Origin of the sequence: Pseudomonas sp. CHM02 (assembly GCF_000612585.1) — a bacterium.
Lineage (GTDB): Bacteria > Pseudomonadota > Gammaproteobacteria > Pseudomonadales > Pseudomonadaceae > Aquipseudomonas.
Genome location: NZ_JFCA01000060.1, coordinates 1 through 19367, shown reverse-complemented (window position 1 = coordinate 19367; position 19367 = coordinate 1). Strand labels below are relative to the sequence as shown.

Here is a 19367-nt window from a genome sequence, read left to right as displayed (position 1 = left end):
ACTTAGAGGTCAACAAATCACGACGCCACAGAGCGTCACAGGGAGCAGGCATGCTGGAAAAGCTGTTTCAACTCAAGGCACACAACACCAACGTGCGCACCGAGATCCTCGCGGGCATCACGACATTCCTGGCCATGGCCTACATTCTGTTCGTGAACCCGAGCATCCTCGGCGAGACCGGCATGGACAAGGGCGCGGTGTTCGTCGCGACCTGCCTGGCGGCCGCCATCGGTTCGACCGTGATGGGCCTGATCGCCAACTACCCGATCGCACTTGCGCCGGGCATGGGCCTCAACGCCTTCTTTACCTACACCGTGGTTCTGCACATGGGCCATACCTGGCAGGTGGCGCTGGGCGCGGTGTTTATCTCGGCGGTGCTGTTCTTCCTGCTGTCGATCTTCCGCATCCGTGAATGGATCATCAACAGCATTCCCCTGCCCTTGCGCTCGGCGATCGCTGCGGGTATCGGTCTGTTCCTGGCGCTGATCGCCCTGCATAACGCCGGGATCGTGGTCAGCAACCCGGCCACCATGGTGGGCCTGGGCGACCTGAAACAACCTGCGCCGATCCTGGCCACCCTCGGGTTCGCGCTGATTGTCGCGCTGGAAGCGCTGGCCGTGCGCGGTGCGGTGCTGATCGGTATCCTCGCCGTGACCATCGTCTCCATTGCCCTGGGCTTCACCCCGTTCGGCGGCGTGACCTCGATGCCACCGTCCCTGGCCCCGACCTTCCTGCAGCTGGATATCAAAGGCGCACTGGATATCGGCCTGGTCAGCGTGATCTTCGCCTTCCTGTTCGTCGACCTGTTCGACAACTCCGGCACCCTGATCGGCGTCGCCAAGCGTGCCGGCCTGATGGGCAAGGACGGCCACATGCCGAAAATGGGCCGTGCACTGATCGCCGACAGTACCGCGGCCATGGCCGGTTCCCTGCTGGGCACCTCGACCACCACCAGCTACATCGAATCCGCTGCGGGCGTGAGCGCCGGTGGCCGTACCGGTTTGACTGCCATCGTGGTCGCGATCCTGTTCCTGCTGGCGCTGTTCTTCTCGCCACTGGCCGCCAGCGTTCCAGCCTTTGCCACCGCACCGGCACTGCTGTTCGTCGCCGTGCTGATGACGTCGGGCCTGGCCGAAATCGACTGGGACGACATTACGGTTGCAGCGCCGGTGGTGATCACCGCCCTGGCGATGCCCTTCACTTACTCCATCGCCAACGGCATCGCCTTCGGTTTCATCGCCTGGACCGCCATCAAGCTGCTTTCGGGCCGCTACCGTGAGCTGAACCCGGCGCTGGTGATTCTGTCGATTCTGTTCGTGATCAAGCTGGGCTGGTTCAACGCATGACTTTTGACGCCGCACGCTACACCGCTCAACTGCAAGACAAGGTCACGCGCTTGCGTGACCTGCTGGCCCCGTTCGACGCGCCAGAACCGCAGGTCTTCGACTCGCCGCTGCAGCATTTTCGCCTGCGCGCGGAGTTCCGCCTGTGGCGCGAAGGCGGTGAGCGCCACTACGCGATGTTCTCCCAGGACGACAAGCGCACGCCGATCCTGATCGAAGAGTTCCCCATCGCCAGCCAACGCATCAACCAATTGATGCCGCAGCTCAAGGCCGCCTGGCAAGCCAGCGCCGCCCTGAGCCACAAGCTGTTCCAGGTGGAATTCCTCACCACCCTGGCCGGCGACGCGATGATCACCCTGTGCTATCACCGCCCACTGGACGAGCACTGGCACGCCGCTGCAAACCAGCTGGCGGCCGACTTGAATGTCAGCATCATCGGCCGCTCCAAGGGCAAGCGCGATGTGATCGGCCATGACTACGTGGTGGAAAAACTCGACGTCGGCGGTCGCACCTTCAGCTACCGCCAACCCGAAGGCGCTTTCACCCAGCCCAACGGCACGGTGAACCAGAAGATGCTCAACTGGGCATACGAGGCACTGGGCGATCGCCCGGATGACTTGCTCGAGCTGTACTGCGGCAATGGCAACTTCACCCTGCCTTTGGCAACGCGCGTGCGTAACGTGCTGGCGACCGAAATCAGCAAGACCTCGGTGAATGCCGCCCTGAGCAACCTCGATGAAAACGCGGTCGCTAACGTCACCCTGGTGCGCCTCTCCGCCGAAGAACTCACCGAAGCATTGAACGAAGTGCGCCCGTTCCGCCGCCTGCACGGCATCGATTTGAAGCGCTACGAATTCGGCAGCGTATTCGTCGACCCGCCGCGCGCCGGCATGGACCCGGACACCTGCGAACTGACCCGCCGCTTCGACAACATCCTGTACATCTCCTGCAACCCGGAAACGCTGGCGGCGAACATTGCGCAACTGCATGACACGCACCGCATTACCCAGTGTGCAATGTTTGACCAGTTCCCGTGGACGCACCACATGGAATCCGGGGTGTTATTGACCCGGCGGTAACTCAGTGTCCTCCGGTTTCTTCTTGCGCGGCCGCCCGCCCTTCTTGCCATTGACGCGAGCGGCGGCGGCTTTGGCGGCGCTGCTTTTGCGACCGTTGCGCGAGGCAACCAGGCTGGTAGCCAAGTCCATCAGGGGTTTGCTTGTGGCAATCAGGCCCGTGATCGAAACATCCAGGTCTTGGGCCTCACAGCACAGCGCCTTGCCGCCAAAGCCGACTTCCAGTTGCGCAAAGTCCTCCAAGGAAAACCCCGCGAACTCGGGCAGGCCAGCCACCGGCAGTACAACGCGACTGCCGTCGCTGAAGCCGATGGAAATGCAGTTGTCTTCATAACGCACAGAACTGGCGCGGGCATAAAGGTGCCGTGTCTTGCGCCCTCGGGCTATCGCCTTTTCGACGTCGGCCTCAGTGAGCGGTTTATAGGGTACAACTTTGGCTTTTACGATTTGCTTCATAGTTCAATCTCCACAAAACCCGGCGCCCTGACCAGGTTCAAAATTGTTTTCTGCCCCACAACATCGTGCCGGGCGCGCGCGATCACATAAACACCCGGCTGAATGATGAGCCCAGGCAACACCTCGCGCGCCTCCCAATCCCAGGAGTGATTTTCCAGGCAGACCGTCTGCAGGTATTCCCACCAGATCCTGCGTGCCCGCGCCAGGTAGTGCCGCTGCATGATCGCCCCGCGTATTTCTTTCAAAACCGCCATGGGTGGTTGCCGTCGCTCAGGCTCTACGTCCCACAACTCCACTTCCCCATGCAGAAAGCTGAAACGAAAACGCGCATCCCATTCGTTCCCCCACACATGCACATGGGGCGGGCAATGCTCATCCCTGATAAACACCGAAATCACATATCCTTTGTAAGTGCCTACTCTCATCGTAACCCATCCGTTAGGTTATTTTCCGCCTGGTAACAATTTTCCCCTGTCACCCGACAACCGGCTCCATTTCCCGAAGCTGATTCACAGATTAGTAAGCACAAAAAACCCGGCGAATGCCGGGTTGTAACCACTCATGCCGAAGGCTGGAAATACCCCGCCAAGGCCCGCAAGTCCTGCTCGCTCAGCAACCCCGCGTAATACTTCAGCTGAATCCTCGCCAACAGATACGCATGCCGCGCATTCGCCAAATCGCGGCGGGCGGTGAAGAGTTGTTGTTCTGCGTCGAGCACGTCGAGGTTGACCCGCTCACCGCCGGCCACACTCTTTTTCGTTGCAGCGACCAACGCAGTGGCAGAGCTGACGGCCATTTCATAGGCACGCACTTTGGCTGCGCCGCTGGTGTTGAGGTTGAACTGCTTGCGCAACTCCACCAGCGTGGCGGAGGTTTGCGCGTCCAGCTCGTACTGGGCCTGGGACAACTGATTCGCCGCCTGGCGAGTGGAGGCCGACACGCCGCCGCCGGCAAACAGCGGCAGGCTGACCTGGATGCCGACACTGTTGGTGTCGTACTTCTGGTTGTAGCTGCTTTCCGAGTCGGAGTGGGTCTGGCGGCTGGTGGCGTACAGGCTGACCTTGGGCAGGTGACCCGCGCGCTTGCGCTTCACTTCATAGGAGGCCACGTCCAAAGCGTGGTGCTGGGATTTAAGCTCCGGGTTATTGGCCATGGCCATTTCGCGCCAGGTTTCGAAACGGTTGGGCTCCAGCGGTGGGATGTCGAATTGGCGCGTCAGCGGTGCCAGTTCTTCGATCTGCAACGGTTGGCCGACGATGGCTTCCAACTCACGCAAGGCGCTGTCCTGGGCATCCTGGGACTCGATCTCTTCGGCCTGGGCCAGGCTCAGGCGCGCCTGGGTTTCCAGCACATCGGTGCGTGTGCCTTCACCGCCCTTGAGCAGGCGATCATTGAGTTGCAGGCGCTCGGCATACGCACGTTTCTGTGCGCGACTCAGCTCGATACGTTCTTGCGCCAGCAAGGCCTGGCTGTAAGCGTTAAGCAGCCGCACCGCCAGCTCCTGGCTCTTGCCGCGAAAGCGCTCGTCGGCCATCAAGGCCTGGGCGGTGCCCTGGCGAAAACGCGCGTAGGCTTCGTAATCCAGCAGCGGTTGCTGCAGGGTCAGGGTCGATGCGTAGCTGCGGTAGTCACGGTTGCTGGTGACGTCACCCGCCGTCACTTCGGACTCGTTGCGCGAGTTGTTATAGCTCCACGACACGTTCGGCAATAATCCCGCACGCCCGATCACACGATTTTCGTCACCGGCCTCACGCTCCTGGATGGCCGCCTGAAACGTCGGGTCGTTACGCAGGGCCAAGTCGTAGGCATCCAGCAAACCCAAGGCGTGTGCCACCGAGGTACAACCGAAACACAGGGTAAACAACAACGCCTTCATTCTTCCACCAGCGCCATGTGGGTGCGATCCATCAGGGGTTTGAACAGGTAGTTGAGCATCGAGCGCTCGCCGGTCTTGACGAAAGTTTCCACTGGCATGCCCGGACGGATCTGCACCCCGTCGAGTTGCTGCATGCTGGCTGCGCTGACTTGGGCGCGCAGCGTGTAATACGGCTCGCCGCTGCGCTCATCGACTTGGCGGTCCGCCGAGACCAGCGTCACTTCGCCGGCCACCCGTGGCGTGGTGGACTGGTTGAACGCCGAGAACATCAACTCCACCGGCAGGCCCGGATGCACTTTGTCGACCATCTGCACCGGCACGCGCGCCTCCACCAGCAGGGGTTCGCCTTGGGGCACGATATCCATCAATGCCTGGCCGGGCTGGATCACTCCGCCCTCGGTGTACACGTCCAGCCCCACCACCACGCCGGATGCCGGCGCCGTGACCCGGCTGTTGGCCAACTCGAACTCGGCCGAGGCCAGGCGATTGCGCAAGTCGTCGCTGCGGGTGCGGGTCTCGGCCAACTGGCCGCGCAGGTCTTTCTGGAAGTCTTCGCCAAGTTGGCGGATGCGCAGGCGCAGTTCCATCACCTGGCGCTGCAACTGGCCGATGCGGCCGTAGTCCTCGGCGATGGCGCCGTCGATCTGGGAATACAGGCGCTCGCTGTCGAGCAGGCGGTTGCGCGGGATGTAACCGTCACGCGCCAACTCGCGCAGGCCTTGCAGCTGCTCATTCAACGCGGCCCGTTGCTGGACTTTGCTCGCCTGCGAATCCCGCGTGCCGCGCAACTGCGCCTCGGCGCCGGCGATGGTTTCGCGCAGGCCTTGTTGCTCGGTGGCCAGTGCCTGGGCACGGCTATGGAACAGTTGCCGTTGCAGGCTCAGCGTGCCGGTCGCCTCAGGATCGTTGAGCAGTTCCGGGTCGAAGGTGATCGCCGCCAGCCCTTCGCTTTCGGCACTTAAACGCGCTTCGCTGGCCAGGGATGCCAGGTACTGGCTGCGCAGGGACTGCATCTGCCCGCGCAACGGGGTTTCCTTCAAGCGCAGCAGGACCTGGCCGGCGCTGACCACATCACCGTCGCGCACGTCGATACGCTCCACGATGCCACCGGCCGGGTGCTGCACGGTCTTGCGATGGCCCGAGACCATGACCTTGCCCGGCACCGCCACGCCCTTGTCCAACGGCGCCAAGGCCGCCCAGCCGAGGAACCCGGCAAAACCGCCAAGTACCAACAGCCAGCCCAGGCGCGAGTACTTTTTGTCATCCAGCGCCAGCACATTGTTCGGGGCATCGCTGATCAACACAGGTTTGCTCTGGTTCATGCCTGTTTTCCCTCGCCGAGGCGGTAGCTCATGCTCATGGTCGATACCGGTTTGGGCGCCGCAGGTTTCTGCCGCGCTTCCAACACCCGCGCCGTGGGGCCAAAGGCCTGCAACTGGCCCTCCTTGAGGATCAGCAACTGGTCAGTCAGGGTCAGTACGTTGGGTTTATGGGTGATCAGGATCACGGTGCGGCGCTGCTGCTTGAGCTGGGCGATGGCCTGCAGCAGGGCCTGCTCGCCCACTTCATCGAGGTGGGCGTTGGGTTCATCCAGCACGATCAGCGCAGGCAGGCCGTACAGCGCACGGGCCAGCGCAACACGTTGCTTCTGGCCGCCGGACAACCCTGCGCCGCCCTCGCCCAGTTGCGTGTCATAGCCCTGGGGCAGTTGCAGGATCAGTTCATGCACGCCGGCCATTTGTGCGGCAGCGAGGACCTTGTCGGCATCGACTTCAGCAAAGCGCGCGATGTTCTCCGCGATGCTGCCGGCGAACAACTGAATGTCTTGCGGCAGGTAGCCGATGTGCGGCCCCAACTGCTGCTTGTCCCACTGGGCCAGGTCGGCACCGTCCAGGCGCACCTTGCCGGCCAAGGGCGCCCAGGCGCCCACCAGGATTCGCGCCAGGGTGGACTTGCCGCAGCCCGACGGCCCGATCACGCCCAGGACTTCGCCCGCGGCGAGGTTGAAGCCCAGATTGGCCAACGCCGGTCGACGGCTGCCGGGAGCGCAGGCGCTGATTTGCTCGACGGTGAGTTGGCCTTTGGGCTCCGGCAGGCTCATGCGCACGGGGCGCGCCGGGTTGGCCTCCAGCATTCGCGACAAGCGTTCGTACGCCAGGCGCGCCGAGCCCCACTGTTTCCACACGCCAATCAACTGATCGATCGGGCTGAGCACGCGACCCATTAGGATCGAACCGGCAATCATCATCCCCGGCGTGATATCGCCCTGCACCGCCAGCAATGCGCCCAGGCCCAGCACCAAAGACTGCAACGCCAGGCGCACGCCCTTGGACCAGGCGGTGACCGTCGCCGTCTTCTCACTGGCCAGGTTCTGCTGCGCCAGGAACGCCTGGTGCTGGTTGAACCAGCGCGCGCGCAACGTGGCAAGCATGCCCATGGCTTCGATGGTGTCGGCATTGCGCAGGTTGGCGGTGGCCTGCTGGCTGGCGCTGATGGACAGCTGACTGGCCAGGGCCATCGGTGCCTGGCTGACGTGATGGTTGACCCACGCCAGCACGATCAACAACACCGCCCCACCCAAGGCCAACAGGCCGAGCCACGGGTGGAACAGGAAAATCACCAACAGGTACACCGGAAACCATGGTGCATCGAAGAACGCGAACAACGCCTGGCCGGTGGCGAACTGGCGCAAGGTGGTCAGGTCATGCAGCGCCTGGCCCGCTGCCTGGGTGCCACCCTTGAGTTGCGCTTCGAACGCGGCGTCGTACACCCGTTGGTTCAAGCGCATGTCCATCTGCGTGCCGAGGCGGATCACCACCTGGCTGCGCACCCACTCCAACGCGCCCATCAGGCCGAACAGGCCGAGGATCATCAGCGTCAGCATCAACAGGGTCATCTGATTGCCGGAGGCCAGCACCCGGTCGTACACCTGCAGCATGTACAGCGCGGGGGCGAGCATCAGCAGGTTGATCACCGCCGAGAACAGGCCGATGTTGAAGAAGCCACTTTTATAGGCCGCAAGGGCGGCCAGGGTTTCGTTGCCGGCGTGGCGCATCTGGGGATTCTCAAAGGGTTGAGCGAGCAGCGTCGCTGCGTTGACAGGCCATACGACGCTGCGCAGAATTCGGCACCGCCGTCGCTGAAGAGTTAGAAGGCTTGGCGACGGCGGTGTAATGCGGCGAATGGGAGAGCGATCTTCCATTCGCTTTTTTCATGGCATCAGGCGGCCAGGGCGAAGTCCTGAGGCACGTCTTGCACGCCCACCAGGGCCACCTCGGAGGCGGCGACCGAAGCCGAGTCCAGATGCGCCACACCGGCAGCGGCCAGTTGATCGAACGTCGAGTTGACCGACAGGCTTGGGTCGATGTCCTTGAGCAGGGAATCGATCGCCGAGGCCAAGGCCGAGCTGTCACCGCTCATCAGGCCGTACACGATTTTGTGCACCTGGCCGTCACGGCCTTCGGACTGCAGGCTCGACAGGCCCAGGTTGGTAAAGCTGACTTCCTGCTCGGTGAGGGTGTAGCCACCGCTGCCGGCGCCGCCCGACAGGATCGTGCCCAGGTTCAGGGAGTCGATCGAACCCCACAAGGTGTGCGACGGCGGATTGAACAAGGTGTAATGCAGGTCACCGTTAGCGACCACCGCCGCGTTGCTGACCGTGCTCGACACACCATATTGGGTGCCGTCGAACGGGCCAGGATTGAAACCACCGGTGTTCGAACCCTCTTTGACCGAACCTTCACGGTGGTTCAGGTCACCAAAGTAAGCCGACCAGTCGCTCAGGTACTCGGCAACGGTGTTAGCGGCGTAGGTCGTGCTGTATGAAATAGAAATGCTCATGCAAAACTCCAAGTCATGGGGTGGTATCTCCACAGCAAGCCAGTGCCTGCTGTGGTTTTGCCCGTCACTGGGCAAAATCGGTCAGAACTGATATTCAACGGTGCCCTGCAACGTGCGCCCACGCCCCAGGGTGAAGGCCAGCACGTCGCCCAGCGGCACCAGGTAGGCGCGGTCGGTGACGTTTTCCATGGCCAGGCGCAGGGTCAGTTGGTCGGTGGCGCGGTAGCTGCTGTAGAGGTCGTAGACGGTGTAGGGCTTCCAGTCGGCCGGATAAACGCCGGTTTGCGAAGTGGTCACGCCGACGCCACCCTTTACGTAGTAGCCGCCGCTGTAGCGGGCGCGAACCCCCAGATCCAATCTGCGCTCGAAGAAGCGTGCGCCCAGGGTCGCGGTGCCGCGGTCCATCGGCATGTGTTCGGAGGAGCCCAGGATCGCACTGCAGCTCTGCGCCGCATTGGCCGCGGCGTCCGGCACCATCGCGTCTACAGGCGCACGGCTGCCCGGCCCTTTCTGGATCTTGGTGACACCGCCCAGCCACGCGGTCTTGCTGCAGAACTTGTTGCTGCCGAGCATGCGTGTGTAATTGAACTGGCCATAGGCAAACCCGGCGTCGTAATCCAGCTGGTACTCCAGGCCGCGAAAGCGCGTGGTCTCCAGGTTGTTCACATAAGCCGCATTGCCGATATTGGCGATGCCATAACCGGGCGGCTGCACGCCCAGGGCCATATAGGAGAAGTCGTCCACGCGGGTGTTGAAGTAGGACACCTTCATGCCCACGCGGTCTTCGGCGAACAACAGATCTTCCTTCAACACATTGAAGCCGACCTCCCAGGCGGTGGACGTTTCCGGCTTCAAAAACGGGTTGGGGAAAATCGACTCCGAGCCCCCGCCATGGGGCCGACCGCTGACCAGGCTTTCGGTGACTGCCGGCGGGCGCCAGCCCTTGCCGTACGTGGCGAAGAGTTGCAACCAGTCCACGCCAGGCTTGATCGACAGGCCGAAGGTCGGCGAGAAATGCCCCTCTTCCCGGTCCACGTCGTAGGTCATGGGCAAGCCGACCTGCCGGGTGGTGCCGATGATGAAGGTCCGCGTGTTCAAGCCGGTTTCGCCGCGCAGCCGATAGCGGTCGTAACGCAACCCGGCATTGAGGTTCAGCCAATCGTCGTAGTCGTAATCCAGGCGCGCGAACAGGCTGCCCAGTGCCCGATCACCCTCGGGGGTGATGCTTTCCGCCGCCGAGGCCGCCACCGCCGAGCCTGCCTCCACCATCTGGTTCGAGTCCGGCCGGACCTTGTCGTAGAAGAACTCCAGCCCATAGTTGGCCTTGAGCACGGACAGCTCGCCCAGGGCAAAGGTCGAGATGTTCTGGGCCTGGAAACCATAGGTATTGGTCTGGTAGGTGACCTCGTAACCCTTGCTGCTGCCACGGGTCAGGGTGGTCTGGTCGTTGCGGGTATCGACGTAGTAGAGCTTGGCCTTGAAATCGATCAGCGGATTGTCCGGCGTGTAGCTGTAGTCCAGCGCGAAGTTCTGCGCCGTGACATCGCTGCTGCCGAGCTTTTCCCATAACTGGGCTTTTTCGGCGGTCATCATATTCACATCGTCGTAGCCGACTTCGGTCGTCAGGTAGCTCAGTTGCAAACGCTGGTCCACCGGCAGGTTGATACCGAGCTTGAGCAGGCGGGAGCGCATTACCGACCCCGAGTAGGCGACGGTGGTGTTCTTGATCCGGTCCTGACTGTTCGGCAGGAAGGACGTGCCGGTGCGCAGATCGCCGATGCTGCCTTTGGTGCCAGGGTTGTAATCGCCGAGGTGACGCTCACTGGCAGCCACCAGCATGTCCCATACATCGGTCCCCACGGCAAACGCCGAGCTGCCGATGAAATGCGTGCCGTTGCTGCGCCCGCCCAGCCCTGTGGTCAAGCGGATGCGTCCGCCGATTTCCTTGCCGTCCTTGAGCAGGTGGGCGGCCTCGACGGTGCGAAAATTGGCCACCCCGCCGATCACCCCCGCCCCGCCCATCGTGGAGGTGGCGCCCTTTTCGATCACCACCTCAGAGAGCAATTCCGAGTCGACATACAGCGTGCCGTTACGTTGCTGGTGACCACTTTGCTGATAGTTCTGGCGCATGCCGTCCACCGACATGTTGACCCGGCCATAGTCCTGGATACCGCGGATATTCACCGACAGGCCGGGGTCTTGCTGGCTGACGGCCGAGTAGACGCCCGGCGCCTCCTCGAGCATTTCAGCGGCATGGCGCGGCGGGTTGCGATCCAGTTGTTCACGCCCGACCACACTCACCGAGTGAGGTGTTGAATACACCCAATCGTTGGGCTGCCGGCCAGTGATCGTGGTGGTGGCCAATGCCAGGGCGGCGCCACTCTGCTCAACGCGGGTCAGGGTGACCTGCCGCTCACCGTTGAAGCGATACTCCACCGGCGTATTCCCCAACAAACGCGCCAAGCCTTCCTGCACGCCGAACTGCCCCTTGACCGCCGTGCTCTGCAAACCTTCCAGGCGCTGGCTGTCGAACAGCACTTGCAGGCCGGCCTGGTCGGCGAACGCCAGTACGGCACTGCCCAGGGACTGCGCAGGGATATCAAGCATCAGCACGGCGGACTGGGCAGCATTCACCTGAGGCTGCGCGGCGAACACTGGTGCCACTGCGGCGAACAGGCCCAAGTGGATGGCCAGGGCTAACCGGCTGGCGGTGATACGCCCCTTGTTGAGTGCTGACATTTCTGTTGTTCCCTGCGCTAAGCGGTTTTGTTTATGCGAATGCTTCTCACCTAGCAAGACGTGCGACGCGCAGGAAGTCAGTAAGTCTTTTTTGAAAGTTTTTTTCTGAAGGCAAACAACCCTGGAGGCGCGAGCTTGCTCGCGAAGAACGCGTGGGCGCCGCGTTTATCCTGAATGCACGCGTTATCGTTGACGATTTTCGCGAGCAAGCTCGCTCCTGCAGCAGGGAGGGATCAATAGATCAGGCTGAGGCCTGCCAGGTCCAGGCGTTGCACTTGCAGTTCCTGGGTGAGGGTGCCAAGGGCGGTGTCGAGCATGTCGAGCCGGAACACGCCACTGACTTCGCGATCGCCCAGCGCCGAGTCGGTCAGCACCACGCGCCCGGGGCGGTAGCGGTTGAGTTGCTCGATGACTTTGGCCAAGGGCTGGCGATCGAAGATCAGCACGCCGCGTCGCCAACTGGTGGCGCGTTCCACATCGAGCTGCTCCAGGGGCACGATGCCTTCCTGGAGGTTGTAGCGTGCCGCCAGGCCTTCCTTGACCACCCGGTCGGCGTGGCCCTTTTTCGGGATGGCTTGCAGGGACACCTCGACACTGTGCTCCAGCACACCGACCCACGCCTGGCTATCGCCCTCGCGCTCCACCACAAACCGCGTGCCCAGCGCCCGGGTCTGCCCGCCGGCGCTCTGCACCACGAATGGCCGGGTTTCCTCGCCTACCATCGGCGCCACATCAAAGATCGCCGAGCCCTGCAGCAAGCTGATGCGTCGTTGCACACCGTCGTAATCCAGGCGGATGGCACTGCCGGAATCCAGCTCCACCTTGCTGCCATCGGCCAGGTGCACGGTGCGCACCTCGCCCTTCTGGGTGATGTAGTCGGCTTGCATGCGCAGCAGGATCTCCGGCCCGCGCACCCAGCCCACACCGGCCACCACCACGACCAGTGCGACGGCGGCCGCGCGTTGCCATGGCCGTCGCCGCTGCGTGCGGCGCACGGGTATCGTCGTCGCTGGCGGGCGCTGACGGTGCACCGGTTCCTCCTTGTAGACGTCGCCCAATGCCGCCCATGTCTGTTCGGCAAAGCGCAATGCCGCTTCATGGCGGCTGTCGCAGGCGATCCAATGCTGCAGTTCGGCCTGCTCCTGATCGGTCAGGGCACCGGCGTGCAAGCGCACCGCCCACTCGGCGGCCGCCTCGGTAATGCTGTGCTGTTGCGGACCCTGGCTATTCACGTGTGAATCTCGAATTTTTCGTTATGTAACGCTGTGACGACTGACCTGGCGTTTTTCGGTAATTCATTCGTCGGATGGTGCCACCTCGTCGTCCTGCATGCGCTGCATCACGTAGGCCAACGCCTTGGCCAGGTGCTTTTGTACGGAGCTGTCAGAGATGTCCAGGTGCCGGGCGACCTGGGCGTGGGTCATGCCTTCGATGCGGTTGAGACGGAAAATCTGCTGGGTGCGCTCCGGCAACTCCGCCAGTGCCTGCTTCAATGCCTGTCGCTGTTGCTGCGCCATTGCCTGAGCCTCCAACCCGGCCACTTCATCTTCAATCTCGGCCAGCGCCTCGTGGGGCACGGAGTCTGTCTTGCGCCGCGCTTCCTGGCGAATATGGTCGATCAGCAGATTGCTCGCCGTTCGATAGAGATAGCCCTGGGAGTTGTCGATGCGCTCGCCGGCCGGTTTTTCCGCCAAGCGCAGGAAACTCTCCTGCACCAGGTCTGCGGCCAACTGCGGGTCCCGCACCTTGCGCGCCAGATACCCGCGCAGGGTATCGGCATGCTTGAGAAACAGGCCCTTGAGATCCACGTCCGACAAACCGACTCCCTGGAATGTTAAGGAAACAGGCGGGCATCTTAAGCGTTGTCGAGAATGATTTTCAATTGATATCTAATCTGATTCCAGCTGACACAGGCCCGAATAACAGTTCGGTAATCGAACACATCCGCCGCCATCAATTGACCAAATTAACCAACCAGTACATTTTATCCGCACAACTGACAAGAACTGTGGAGATCCCCTATGCCGCCCATCGTGCTGGTGCTCAACGGCCCCAACCTCAACCTGCTCGGCACCCGTGAGCCCGCCACCTACGGCCATGAAACCCTGGCCGATGTCGCCGCCCTGTGTGGTCGCAGCGCCGAACAACTCGGCTTGAAAATCGAATTTCGCCAGACCAACCACGAAGGCGAATTGCTCGACTGGATCCACGGCGCTCGCGCCCGTTGCGCCGGCATCGTGATCAACCCGGCGGCCTGGACCCACACCTCGGTGGCGATTCGCGATGCGCTGGTGGCCAGTGAAGTGCCGGTGATCGAAGTGCACCTTTCCAACGTGCATGCCCGCGAAGAGTTTCGTCATCACTCCTTTGTATCGCCCATCGCCAAGGCGGTGCTCGCCGGGTTCGGCAGCCATGGCTACCACCTGGCCCTGGCGCACTTCAGCCAGTTGCTCAAAGGCTCATCCCGATGAAACCACCCATTCTTGCCGGCCTGATCGGCGCCGGTATCCAGGCCTCCCGCACACCTGTCCTGCATGAACAGGAAGGTGATGCCCAAGGCCTGCGCTACCTGTACCGCCTGATCGACCTTGAACCCCTGCACCTGGACATCACGCCCTGCCCGACCTGCTGCACGCCGCCGAACTCATGCACTTCACCGGGCTGAACATCACCTACCCGTGCAAGCAGGCAATCCTGCCGTTGCTCGATGAATTGTCCGACGAGGCCCGCAGCATTGGCGCGGTCAACACGGTGGTTCTCAAGGACGGCAAACGCATTGGCCACAACACCGATTGCCTGGGGTTCGCCGAAGGCTTTCGCCGCAATTTGAATGATGTCGCCCGCCAGCGCGTGGTGCAGATGGGCGCCGGTCGGGCCCAGGTTGGCGACCACCTGGAAAACGCGATGGCCAAGGCCGATGGTTTGGTGAACACCACGCCGATGGGCATGGTCAAGCTGCCCGGCACACCAGTGCCCGCCGCCTTTTTAAGGGCAGACCTGTGGGTGGCGGAGATTGTGTATTTCCCACTGGAAACCGAATTGCTGCGGGATGCCCGTGCCTTGGGTTGCCGTACGCTGGATGGCGGCAACATGGCGGTGTTTCAGGCGGTCAAGGCGTTTGAGTTGTTCAGTGGGGAGATGCCGGATGCTGGCGCACTTCCAAAGCATGAATATCTGACAGTAGAAACCGAATCCAAATGTGGGAGCGAGCTTGCTCGCGAATGCGGTGGGTCAGCCAACTGATTCGTGACTGAAACACCGTATTCGCGAGCAAGCCCGCTCCCACAGGGATTGCACTCCGCCCTGAGTACTCAGGCCTGCAAGTAACGCATAACCGAATCGCAAATCATCTCGCGATGCCGCTGCTTGATCGCCTCGTCCGACAGTTCGATCTGAAAGATCTCACTGAACGTGTGGCGGTTGGACACGCGGTAAAAACTGAACGAGTTGATCAGCAGGTGCACGTCCAGTGGCTCCAGGCCTTCCCTGAACACTCCCATTTCCGCGCCACGGCGCAACGTCGCACCCAGCGCTTCCAGGATGTTGCTGTTCATCGCCTTGATCGAGTCCGAGCGCTTCACGTATTCGGCGTTGTGAATATTCTCGATGCTGACGATGCGCACGAAATCCACGTTCTGGTCGTGGTGGTCAAAGGTGAATTCCACCAGCCGGCGGATCGCTTCACGCGGTTCCAGCGCCGTGAGGTTCATGCGCGTTTCGGTATTGCGGATGTCGCCGTAAAGCTTCTCCAGCACCTCGACGTACAACTGCTCCTTGCTACCGAAGTAGTAATAGATCATGCGTTTGGAGGTGTGGATACGCTCGGCGATGGCGTCCACGCGAGCGCCGGAAAGGCCCTGCTGGACAAACTCGACAATGGCTTCTTGCAGTATGTTTTCGCGGGTCTTTTCCGGATTGTTCTTACGACTCTTGCGGGGTGCCTCGGAGGTCATGGTGCGCTCACGGCCAGTGTTATGCAGGCACCGATTATGGGCCGCGATGCTTCCCGAAGGAAGCACCTGCCCGGCCGTTATAGCCGCGCCTGGCGTACCGCAGCGCTGCGGGACTTGGCCAACCCCGCGTACCGTTCAGTCGCATCCTGCGCATGCGCGGCACCTGGGCCTTCGCCCTTGCCTACTCGCTGACCGCGCCGGTGTTCTGGTTCTACCTGTATTGGCTGCCGCCGTTCCTGAACCAGCAATACAACCTGGGCATCAACGTGACCCAAATGGGCATCCCGCTGATCATCATTTACCTGACCGCCGACTTCGGCAGCGTGGGTGGGGGGATTCTGTGTTCGGTTTCGGCGGCATGTGCGCGGCCATCGGCGGCATGTTCATGACCCAGATCGTCGGCCACATCCTGACGGTGACCAACAACAACTACACCGTGTTGTTCACCTTGATCCCGGCGATGTATTTCATTGCGCTGACCTGGATGTACTTCATGGCCCCGCGCAAGATCCCGACCGTAGACGTCTAGGCTATCTGCGCCGCTGCTGCCAGGCAGCGGCCAGCCCGCTCATGCAGATCACCCCGATGCCGACCACCGTGGTCAGGTCCGGGGTGTGGTTGAACACCAGCCAGCCCAACAACCCCGCGAACACGATCTGGCAATAGCCGAACGGCGCCAGCAAGGCCGGCGCCGCGAAGCGGAACGCCTGGGTCAGCATCAAGTGCGCGGTCATCCCGCACGTGCCCAAGGCCAGCATCAACACGCCATGCCACAGCGTCGGGACCTGCCAGAAGAACGGCACCATCGCACTCATCACCAAGGTATTGCACAGCCCGGCGAAGAAGTTGCTGGTGGTGGGCGTGTCGTACTGGCTGAGGATACGCGTCAGCAGTTGGTAGAAGCAGAAGAACAGCGCCGAACACAGCGGCAGCAACACCGCCGGGGTGAACAGTTCGCCGCCGGGATGGATGATGACCAGCACGCCGACAAATCCGCAGATCACCGCCAGCCATTGGCCACGCGTCACGTGCTCGCCGAGCAGCGGCACCGAGAGCGCCGTCACCAGGATCGGCGCCAGGAAGTTCACCGCCGTGGCTTCCGCCAGCGGGATGTAATGCAGCGCCGCGGTGAAAAACAGGCTGGTGCCCAACAAGCAAAGCGCCCGCACCACTTGCATCCCCGGCCGCTTGCTGCGCAGCACCCGCAGGCCCGATTGCGGCAGGAAAATGCCGGCCATCAACAAGGTGTGTACCAGGTAACGGGCCCATACCACCATCACGATCGGGTAGAACCCCGCCAGGTATTTGGACAAGGCGTCATGGCTGGAAAACAGAAACGTCGCCACCACAATCAGCAGGATGCCCTTGAAAGGGTGGTTGACGCCGGAAAGCGGGGTACTGACAGTCATTGAATTCTCTTGCGTGGCGCGCGGTAGGACTCAACCCGGTAATCTAGCAGCCGGGCCGGACGCTGCCCCAAGAGCATAACCAAACACCGTGCGAACAGCGCACTAAATCACCGGATTCGAGTCCAACGCTGCACCTTAGCCCCTGCGCTGTACACTTTTTAACCAAGGCCCTGCCGCTATGAAGAAAACACTGTTTGTTCTTTCTGCCCTTGCCCTGCTCACTGCCTGCAATCAGGAGTCCAAGGACGCGCCCAAGCCCGCGCCGCCTTCCGTGCAGGCCACCCTGGTGCCGCAAACCCCGCCCACCGACAAATGGGTCGGCAAATGGATCGGCGTCGAAGGCCTCAACCTGACCATCGCCAAGGACGACAGCATCGGCCGTGGTCACTACATCCTCACCATGCAGTATGGCCTCGACGCCGATGAGTCGGGCACCTTCAAGGGTGAAGCGGCGGAGGACGGCATCGCCTTCGCCCGTCCGGATGGCCCGCAACTGCTGCGTGCCGGCGACGGTGCAGCTACCGGACTGAAATGGCTGGCGGATAAAAAGGATTGCCTGGTGGTGGATACCGGCGAAGGTTACTGCCGCGACTGAAGCGGTTTTGCTGACACAAGTTTCATCTGGCGCCCCTGCCGGGACCGGCCGAGAGCAGCGATACTACGCAGCTCTCGAACCTGTCGGACAGCCGGGCTGGCGCCATTCCTACGCACCAACAACACTGTTCCAGAGTTCATCGAGAGGATTGCCCCATGCTATGGAAAAAAGGCCGACGCAGCGACAACGTGGTGGATGCCCGCGATGACAGTGGAGGCGGTGGGGGCGGCAAGGGCCTGAGCCTCACGGCCATCGTGCTGATCGTCGGCATCGGCTGGCTGACCGGCCAGGACCCGTTGCAGATCCTCGGCCAACTGACCGGCCAGATGGAACAGGCGCCGTCGGTGAGCACGCAGTCGCGCCAGGCGCCTGCGGCCAACGATGAGCAAGCTGATTTTGTCCGCGCCGTACTGGGCGATACCGAAGACACCTGGGGCCAGGTGTTCAAGGAAAACGGGTTGGTCTACAAGAACCCGAAACTGATTCTGTTCCGCGGCCGGGTGAACTCGGCCTGCGGGGGCGCCACCTCGGCCAGTGGCCCGTTTTATTGCCCGGCGGACCAGCAGGTGTACCTGGACCTGGATTTCTTCCGGGAAATGTCGCAACGCTTCCAGGCCGCCGGCGATTTTGCCCAGGCGTATGTGATTGCCCATGAAATCGGGCACCACGTGCAGACGCTGCTCGGTATCTCGTCGAAGCTCCAGGCCGCGCGCCAGCAGGGCCGGCAGATGCAAGGCGATGGCGGCCTGCTGGTGCGCCAGGAACTGCAAGCCGACTGTTTCGCCGGCGTGTGGGCCAACCGTGCGCAAAAGCGCCTGAACTGGCTGGAGCCCGGCGACATTGAAGAAGCACTGAATGCGGCCAACGCCATTGGCGATGACCGCTTGCAGCAACAGGGTCAAGGGCGTGTCGTGCCGGACTCGTTTACCCACGGCACCTCGGCACAGCGGGTTCGCTGGTTCAAGACCGGCTTCGCCCAGGGCCAGATCACTCAATGCGACACTTTTACCGCCAAGAGTCTTTAGATGAATAAACCATTGGGATTGCTGTTGGGCTTGTTGATTACCTGTTCCTCCTCCACCTGGGCCGCCGAGAAAGCACATGGCGTCAAGGTGGTCAGTCCCGATCGTTTTCACCTGGAGGCCGGCGACTTAAGCCTGGGCTTGAGCCAGGACTGGCGCCAGCCGCTGCCACAGGTCACCCGCGCGCTGATCATCGTGCATGGCCGCCTGCGCAATGCGCAGACCTACCTGCAAAGCGGGGAAGACGCCGCCGAGCACGCAGGCCAGGCCGCCAACACGCTGGTGATTGCGCCGCAGTTTCTGAATGAATCCGACGTGAAGCGCAACCACCTGGACAACCAGGTACTGCGCTGGAATGGCAATGACTGGATGGCCGGCGAGCCCTCCGTCGGCCCCGGCCAGGTCAGCTCCTACGGCGCCCTCGACCAGATCATCAAGCACTTGGGCAACCGCAAGCTGTTCCCGGCACTGCAGGAAATCGTGGTCGCCGGCCACTCTGGCGGCGGCCAAGTGGTGCAGCGTTTCGCCCTCACCGGCCACGATCACCCGACCCTGCAAACCGAAGGCATCAGCTTGCGTTACGTGGTGGCCAACCCGTCGTCCTACGCCTACTTCACCCCGCAGCGCCCGGTGAAATTCGACACCGCCAGTTGCCCCGGCTTCAACGACTGGAAGTACGGCATGCAAAACCTGCCGGCCTACGCCAAGGGTCAGAGCGCCGAGCAGCTTGAGCAGGCCTACGTGTCCCGCAACATCACCTACCTGCTGGGCCAGCAAGACACCGACCCCAACCACCCGGCGCTGGATAAAAGCTGCGCCGCCGAAACCCAGGGCGCGTATCGCCTGATTCGTGGGCACAACTATTTCGACTACCTCAAGCAGCGGCATCCGCAGTTGAGCCATAAGCTGGTGGAAGTACCGGGGGTTGGGCATAACGGCGATGGAATATTCACGTCACCGGAAGGGCAGAAAGTACTCTTCCAATAACCCCACATTCCTGTAGGAGCCGGCTTGCCGGCGATGAGGCCCTCGAGTCATGCACTGACCTAAAGGGCGCC

Annotated in this window: 17 protein-coding genes and 2 pseudogenes; 8 read left to right on the top strand and 11 right to left on the bottom strand. The window is 62.2% G+C overall.

Features of this window, described 5'->3' with window-relative positions; genetic code table 11:
* Positions 1-50 precede the first annotated feature (50 nt).
* Both BM70_RS0127140 and trmA read left to right on the top strand, forming a co-directional pair.
* On the top strand, positions 51-1346 hold the full coding sequence (locus tag BM70_RS0127140; RefSeq protein ID WP_025858939.1) for an NCS2 family permease: 1296 nt from the start codon (positions 51-53) through the stop codon (positions 1344-1346).
* Complete coding sequence (trmA, locus tag BM70_RS0127135) at positions 1343-2422, top strand: tRNA (uridine(54)-C5)-methyltransferase TrmA (protein ID WP_025858938.1); 1080 nt, start codon at positions 1343-1345, stop codon at positions 2420-2422. Before BM70_RS0127140 ends, trmA begins: the two co-directional genes overlap by 4 nt.
* On the opposite strand, the gene BM70_RS0127130 is transcribed toward trmA, so the two are convergent.
* The 9 genes from BM70_RS0127130 to BM70_RS0127085 all read right to left on the bottom strand — a co-directional run bounded on the left by BM70_RS0127130 (position 2405) and on the right by BM70_RS0127085 (position 13147).
* Positions 2405-2875 (bottom strand): DUF2442 domain-containing protein, encoded by a 471-nt coding sequence (locus BM70_RS0127130; protein WP_025858937.1) that lies wholly within the window; start codon positions 2873-2875, stop codon positions 2405-2407. The genes trmA and BM70_RS0127130 overlap by 18 nt on opposite strands.
* Complete coding sequence (locus BM70_RS0127125) at positions 2872-3300, bottom strand: DUF4160 domain-containing protein (protein ID WP_025858936.1); 429 nt, start codon at positions 3298-3300, stop codon at positions 2872-2874. Before BM70_RS0127125 ends, BM70_RS0127130 begins: the two co-directional genes overlap by 4 nt.
* A 134-nt stretch (positions 3301-3434) precedes the next feature.
* Entirely contained in the window at positions 3435-4751 is a 1317-nt protein-coding gene (locus BM70_RS0127120; protein WP_025858935.1) for a TolC family outer membrane protein, read from the bottom strand.
* Positions 4748-6073: an HlyD family type I secretion periplasmic adaptor subunit gene (locus BM70_RS0127115; protein ID WP_025858934.1), complete on the bottom strand. Its 1326-nt coding sequence runs from the start codon at positions 6071-6073 to the stop codon at positions 4748-4750. Before BM70_RS0127115 ends, BM70_RS0127120 begins: the two co-directional genes overlap by 4 nt.
* Positions 6070-7806 (bottom strand): type I secretion system permease/ATPase, encoded by a 1737-nt coding sequence (locus tag BM70_RS0127110; RefSeq protein ID WP_025858933.1) that lies wholly within the window; start codon positions 7804-7806, stop codon positions 6070-6072. The genes BM70_RS0127115 and BM70_RS0127110 overlap by 4 nt, the downstream gene beginning before the upstream one ends.
* A 164-nt stretch (positions 7807-7970) precedes the next feature.
* Positions 7971-8591, bottom strand: a complete 621-nt coding sequence (locus BM70_RS0127105) for a heme acquisition protein HasA (protein ID WP_025858932.1) — start codon at positions 8589-8591, stop codon at positions 7971-7973.
* Positions 8592-8672: 81 nt separating this feature from the next.
* A complete protein-coding gene (locus BM70_RS0127100; RefSeq protein WP_025858931.1) occupies positions 8673-11330 on the bottom strand; it encodes a TonB-dependent receptor in 2658 nt (885 codons plus the stop codon).
* Positions 11331-11563: 233 nt separating this feature from the next.
* On the bottom strand, positions 11564-12562 hold the full coding sequence (locus BM70_RS0127090) for a FecR family protein (protein ID WP_025858930.1): 999 nt from the start codon (positions 12560-12562) through the stop codon (positions 11564-11566).
* Positions 12563-12625: 63 nt separating this feature from the next.
* Positions 12626-13147 carry an RNA polymerase sigma factor gene (locus tag BM70_RS0127085; RefSeq protein WP_025858929.1) on the bottom strand — a complete coding sequence of 174 codons (522 nt, stop codon included), beginning with the start codon at positions 13145-13147 and terminating at the stop codon, positions 12626-12628.
* A 204-nt stretch (positions 13148-13351) separates the two neighbouring features.
* On the opposite strand from BM70_RS0127085, the gene aroQ reads away from it, so the two are divergent.
* Both aroQ and BM70_RS31610 read left to right on the top strand, forming a co-directional pair.
* Positions 13352-13801 carry a type II 3-dehydroquinate dehydratase gene (gene aroQ, locus BM70_RS0127080; protein WP_025858928.1) on the top strand — a complete coding sequence of 150 codons (450 nt, stop codon included), beginning with the start codon at positions 13352-13354 and terminating at the stop codon, positions 13799-13801.
* A pseudogene (locus tag BM70_RS31610) lies at positions 13798-14508 on the top strand (shikimate dehydrogenase). Before aroQ ends, BM70_RS31610 begins: the two are co-directional and overlap by 4 nt.
* Positions 14509-14641: 133 nt before the next feature.
* Here the strand turns inward: BM70_RS31610 and BM70_RS0127070 are convergent.
* A complete protein-coding gene (locus BM70_RS0127070) occupies positions 14642-15283 on the bottom strand; it encodes a TetR/AcrR family transcriptional regulator (protein ID WP_043274393.1) in 642 nt (213 codons plus the stop codon).
* Between the two features lie 125 nt (positions 15284-15408).
* Between BM70_RS0127070 and BM70_RS32785 the strand changes: the two are divergent.
* A pseudogene (locus BM70_RS32785) lies at positions 15409-15812 on the top strand (hypothetical protein); the annotation flags it as partial.
* Position 15813: 1 nt separating this feature from the next.
* On the opposite strand, the gene BM70_RS0127055 reads toward BM70_RS32785, so the two are convergent.
* Positions 15814-16692 (bottom strand): DMT family transporter, encoded by an 879-nt coding sequence (locus BM70_RS0127055; protein WP_025858925.1) that lies wholly within the window; start codon positions 16690-16692, stop codon positions 15814-15816.
* A 178-nt stretch (positions 16693-16870) separates the two neighbouring features.
* Between BM70_RS0127055 and BM70_RS0127050 the strand changes: the two genes are divergently transcribed.
* The 3 genes from BM70_RS0127050 (at position 16871) to BM70_RS0127040 (ending at position 19296) form a co-directional block, all read left to right on the top strand.
* The gene (locus tag BM70_RS0127050; protein ID WP_025858924.1) at positions 16871-17287 is read left to right on the top strand and encodes a membrane lipoprotein lipid attachment site-containing protein; all 417 of its coding nucleotides are present in this window, start codon (positions 16871-16873) and stop codon (positions 17285-17287) included.
* A gap of 155 nt (positions 17288-17442) precedes the next feature.
* Positions 17443-18312 carry a neutral zinc metallopeptidase gene (locus tag BM70_RS0127045; protein WP_025858923.1) on the top strand — a complete coding sequence of 290 codons (870 nt, stop codon included), beginning with the start codon at positions 17443-17445 and terminating at the stop codon, positions 18310-18312.
* Positions 18313-19296 (top strand): hypothetical protein, encoded by a 984-nt coding sequence (locus BM70_RS0127040; RefSeq protein WP_025858922.1) that lies wholly within the window; start codon positions 18313-18315, stop codon positions 19294-19296.
* The last annotated feature ends 71 nt before the right edge of the window (positions 19297-19367 follow it).